The organism is Romboutsia sp., assembly GCF_035470145.1.
Classification (GTDB): Bacteria; Bacillota; Clostridia; order Peptostreptococcales; family Peptostreptococcaceae; genus Romboutsia_D.
In genome coordinates, this window is record NZ_DATIRC010000217.1 from 1 (window position 1) to 4,202 (window position 4,202).

4 protein-coding genes are annotated in these 4,202 nt (G+C 24.7%); 1 reads left to right on the plus strand and 3 read right to left on the minus strand.

The annotated features are described in order from the left end of the window. Positions 1-293 precede the first annotated feature (293 nt). From VLM92_RS09345 to VLM92_RS09355, 3 genes are all read right to left on the minus strand, one after another. Positions 294-845 carry a glycerol-3-phosphate responsive antiterminator gene (locus VLM92_RS09345; RefSeq protein ID WP_325276074.1) on the minus strand — a complete coding sequence of 184 codons (552 nt, stop codon included), beginning with the start codon at positions 843-845 and terminating at the stop codon, positions 294-296. A 58-nt stretch (positions 846-903) separates the two neighbouring features. Next, positions 904-2,481, minus strand: a complete 1,578-nt coding sequence (locus tag VLM92_RS09350; protein WP_325276077.1) for a HAMP domain-containing sensor histidine kinase — start codon at positions 2,479-2,481, stop codon at positions 904-906. A gap of 363 nt (positions 2,482-2,844) precedes the next feature. Continuing rightward, complete coding sequence (locus VLM92_RS09355; RefSeq protein ID WP_325276075.1) at positions 2,845-3,255, minus strand: hypothetical protein; 411 nt, start codon at positions 3,253-3,255, stop codon at positions 2,845-2,847. Between the two features lie 163 nt (positions 3,256-3,418). Between VLM92_RS09355 and VLM92_RS09360 the strand changes: the two genes are divergently transcribed. Next, on the plus strand, positions 3,419-4,048 hold the full coding sequence (locus tag VLM92_RS09360; protein WP_325276076.1) for a peptidylprolyl isomerase: 630 nt from the start codon (positions 3,419-3,421) through the stop codon (positions 4,046-4,048). Positions 4,049-4,202: the final 154 nt, after the last annotated feature.

Below are 4,202 nucleotides of genomic sequence, written 5' to 3' on the forward strand. Positions count from 1 at the left end.
ATCCATGATCCAATAAATTCAGATATACATTCTCAAATTAATGTTTTTTTCAATCTAAACGCCTCCTTATGTTTTTAAACAACTTTATATTTTTTAGATAACATGATATTTGGGCAAAAAAACAGAGAGAGCCTATAGTAAAAAACTATTGGCTCTCTCTTCTCCAGCCTAATATTAAGTTAATTAGATATTATCATGAAACCATTTTCCCGTCAACAGAATAGATCGTTAGATATTTAATAAACAATCTTTTCATAATATTCAAATTTTTTTTAATATTTTAGGGTATTATTTTACCACATATCAACTTTAGTAGTTGATACAGCCATTGCTCCTGCTGATAAGACATTTATTATTTCTTCTTTTTCATCTATAAGTCCCCCACATATTATTGGAATACTTGGATATGATTTGTTCATTCTTTTTATTACTTTAGGTAGTATTCCTGGCATAATTTCTATTGCTTGTGGCTTTACTTTTCTTAAACTTTCGATTGCATTTTCAAGAGACATTGAATCTATAAAGAAAAACCTTTGAACAACTTTTAAGTCTAATTCTATAGCTCTTTTTACAATATTGGTTTTAGTAGTTATAATTCCATCTAAATTTAATTCTCTTTTTATATAATCTACAATTACAGGACTTGATGATATACCTGATATCATATCTATATGAACAAATACTTTCTTATCATGTTTATGTAAAAATTCTATTTTCTTTTTTAAAGTAAGTATATCTCCATTTAATAAAAAGACAATATCACAATCCGATTTTACAACTTCTTCAAGATGTTCATCATTTTTGATAGCTCCAATTATAGGATTTATCTCTAGCAGTTCTCTCATTATTACCTCCATATTTTTGCTTATTTATTTTTATTCATTTCTATTATACTCTTACTTTTTATATGTCTGATAATTCCAATTCTACCTTTTGTTCTAAATCATTAAATTTGATATACTCTTCTTCGTATGTTCCTTTAAGTTTTTTTAAATATACATATACGATAGTTCCTTCATTTTCTACGCTATCTATGAATATAGTTCCTTCTAAGCTTTCTACCATTTGTTTCACTATATTCAATCCTATTCCAGTGCCTTCTTTATGTCTTGATAAATTTCTATCTATTCTATCATGGCGATTAAATAATTTATCCATTTTATCTTTTGGTATACCTATCCCACTATCTTTTACAGATATAATTACATCATCATCATTTTGATTTATTTCTACAATAATGTTTCCTTTTTCTTTGTTATATTTAATAGCATTTGAAAGTAAATTTAAAACTATTCTTTCAATAAACTCTATATCTGCTAAACAAAATAATTCTTCTTTACAAGTATCAAAGGTTAATTCTATATTTTTATTTTCAGCAAAGGTTAAAACTGACATTGTAATATCCTCAACTATTCTTACTATATTTAAACACTTTAGATCAATAATGAAGTTATTATTTTCAAATTTTGTTGAATCTATAAAGTTATTTATAAGTCTTACTAATCGATTACAGTTTTGTTTTACTATTATATTAAGCGCTTCCATTTTATCAACATTATTATTTTTTATATTCAAATCCTGCATTTGAACTGCCGAGTATATTACATTTACCGGTGTTTTAAATTCATGTGATATATTTGATAAAAATTCATTTCTAGCCTCTGCAATTTCTTTTTCTCTTAGCAAACTTTTATATAAGATTTCATTAGGAATTTTTATAATATCTATAACTGAAATTTTCATCATATAATAAGTTGTAAAAAGCCTAATGATTACAATTATTATAAGTAATATTTCTTGCAGTTTAAAAATATAATTGAAATGTGTAAATTCATAAAATAATACTATACTTAATAATATTGTTCTAAGTATTATATAGCTTATAAGATCCTTGTATGTTCTGTTTAATATAAATTTTTTATTTTTGATTATCTTATAAATAATATATATAAACATTAAAATATATATTATTGAAATAATATTTCTTAGTGCATTTGGACCATATCTTACATGAAATAAATTAGGTACTATGTGTGTATTTATAATTATATGTAGCATCAGTGGTATTAAAATAATCCTTGAAACTATGAATTTACTTGTGTCTAAATTCTCATTTAAGTATTTAAATGCTACTATAAATGAAACAATCTCAAAACCAATAGCACCTACATTTATTTGAATTCCTTTATTTACTGTATCTAATCCAAATAAATTTAAAGCATTTACTAATATAAATACTACATTCAATACTCCTATAAATGCAAATGTAAGTGCTATATATTTATAAAAACTGTTTTCACTTATATTTATAGAAACCATGCATACTAATACACTAGCCATTCCAACCAAACTACTTACAAGTACAGATGTATAATACACCATTTGTGTATCAATACGTTTAAATAAAATAAAACTTATCCAAAATGTAAATATATGCACACCCAAAAGTATAAAAAGTTCTTTAGGTACTATCTGCCTCACCGTCAATAATATTCCCCCCATTTATCAGTGCTTATATTTTAAATATTATTCTTTATAATTATTATACATAATTTTCATATTTTTAGGTATAAAATAACAAATTTTAGTTAATTTCGAGTTAATTTTACAAATTTTTAACATTTTAAAAATCTACTATATTACTAATAGTTAAATTCAATTTTACAAAAAGCATTAAAAGCTAACTATAAAAATAGTTAGCTTTTAATGATCCGACCATTTCAATTCTCTTTTAAAATTAAAAATAAGTTTTAATTTAAGTATACCAAGGAGAATAGTATACTTAAATTAATTGTATTATATTTATCTAAATAATGCATTAAATTTAAAAAGAAGTCTCTATGTTTATTTTTCTAAATTAGATAAATTATATTTACTCATTTTATCTCGAAGTTTTCCACCTTGTTCTGCTGTTATTACTTTGTCTCTTACCATTTTTTCTATAGTACTTGGTCTAAGTGCTTTCTTTTGTCTATCATATATTTTTAATGGAGCTTCAAATTTTTCACTTCTCATTTCTTTACTTAAATAACTGTTTATATTTTTAACATCAATAGCAGTTAATATATTTTCATTTCTAAGTTCTTCTATGCAAGATTTCCATATAAACTGAGCCCTCTTAACTTTTTGCTCTTCTACTGTAAACTTATATTCCATAATAGGTTCTTTTGCATAAGATTCATTTACACTAAATCCCATAAAAAACATTGTACATATCATAAAAAGTATAATTCTAGTTTTATGTAACATTTTCATTCAAAAACCTCCATTACGCATTATTTTATCTATATTATATGCATTAATTTACAAATAATTCTATGATGGATCCAATACTTTTTATTTATCTATATTTTTATTTTAGTATTACTTTTTTATATGATATAATAAATCCATAAATTAACATAAGGATGGTAAAAATATGATTAGTAAAACGAAAAAAGGATTTTTAGCAAGCTTGCTTGCAGGAACTTTGGCTTTAGTTGGATGTTCATCAAATAAAACTGTTGTTGATGAAGTTAGAACTCCTCCTAAAGAGCTTCCTATAGCTACTATAGTATTTAAAGATTTCGGTACTGTTGAGGCTGAACTTTATCCTCATGTAGCTCCAAACACAGTAAATAACTTTATATCTTTAGCAAATAGTGGTTTTTATGATGGTCTCACTTTTCATAGAATTATAAAAGACTTTATGATTCAAGGTGGAGACCCTGATGGCACTGGTACGGGCGGTCCTGGATATAGTATAAAGGGTGAGTTTACTAAAAACAAGTTCAAAAATGACTTATCTCATACTGAAGGTGTATTGTCTATGGCTAGAAGTCAACAGAAAAACAGTGCTGGTAGCCAATTCTTTATTGTAACTAAAGATGCACCTCATTTAGACGGTCAATATGCTTCTTTTGGTAAAGTTATAAATGGTATGGACATTGTTCATAAAATAGAAAATATTGAAACAGGAAAAAATGATGCTCCTATTGAAAAAGTTATTATTGAATCTATAAAAGTTGATACTAAAGGTGTTGACTATAAAGAGCCTGATAAAATGTAATATGTTTTTTAAAAATAAGTACTCAAAATATTAAATAGAGTACTTATTTTTATTATTTGTGATTATATTAAACTTCTAAGCCATTTTTTCGTTTCATCATCTGCAAACGTAGCATCTACTGTATTTAAATAAATAGCTTTATAATCCTCTTTAT